General features: G+C 54.2%; 1 protein-coding gene. It reads right to left on the bottom strand.

Going from position 1 to position 838, the window contains the following annotated elements; translation table 11 throughout:
* Positions 1 to 716 (bottom strand): AraC family ligand binding domain-containing protein (locus L691_RS0116665; RefSeq protein WP_025691571.1); only part of this gene is annotated, 716 nt, incomplete at its 3' end.
* Between the last annotated feature and the right edge of the window lie 122 nt (positions 717 to 838).

Here is an 838-nt window from a genome sequence, read left to right as displayed (position 1 = left end):
TCGCGCAGCAGCTGGCGAGACTTGTCGATCCTAAGCTTGAGCAGATAGGTAACAGGTGACAGCCCCGTTTCCTCTTTGAAAATGCGCGACAGATAAGCCCGGTTATAGCCAAGGCTGGCGCACATCTGTTCAATTGAGACCGGATGAGCGTACTGGGAGGACATATAGTGAATCATCTGCTTGACCGTCCGCTTCACCTGCGAATCTTTTCCCGGCAGGCGTGAATGGTCCTTCAGCATCTCGGACGCTTCTCCCAGCGTCAGATAGAGAAGCCCGAGCGAGGTCAAGTGACCGCTCTCCCGCCCTGCGTAGAAAGTCTTCATGATTCCGGCAAGCGCTTCTGGAATGATGCTTCTGTTGCCGCACGCCGCCACCGGCTGTTCGGGCGAGAAGCCGGCTTCGCGTACAAGCCTGCCCGCATCCGTCCCGGAAAAGGCCGCCCATCTATATTTCCACGGCTGATCAAGGTCGGATACATAGCTGACCAGCTGCCCGGGCTGAATGAGAAAGCAGTCGCCGGGTCCAAGCTCATAGGTGCGCTGCTCCGTGCGGAATGCGCCTGCTCCCGTTTCAATACAGTGCAGCAGGAAATAATCGTAGATTTTCGGTCCGACTTGGTGCAGCGGCGGCGTCTGGCTTTCTCCGGCGAACAGTACATGAAGGCTTTGCTCCTCGTAATAGACCGGGTTGGAGGCCACGGAATAGGTTTGTTCCATCCGCAAATCCCTTTCTTTCTGATGCTAGGGTAAAGTCACATTTATCCATACATTACACACATGATTGCATTACAGGCAAAGAACCATTTTATCTAAAAAGCCGAGAAGACTCCTTCCTCTAC

The organism is Paenibacillus zanthoxyli JH29, assembly GCF_000520715.1.
Taxonomy (GTDB): domain Bacteria; phylum Bacillota; class Bacilli; order Paenibacillales; family Paenibacillaceae; genus Paenibacillus_AQ; species Paenibacillus_AQ zanthoxyli.
Note: the sequence above shows the minus strand (reverse complement) of the source record. Positions and strands in the feature narration are given on the sequence as shown.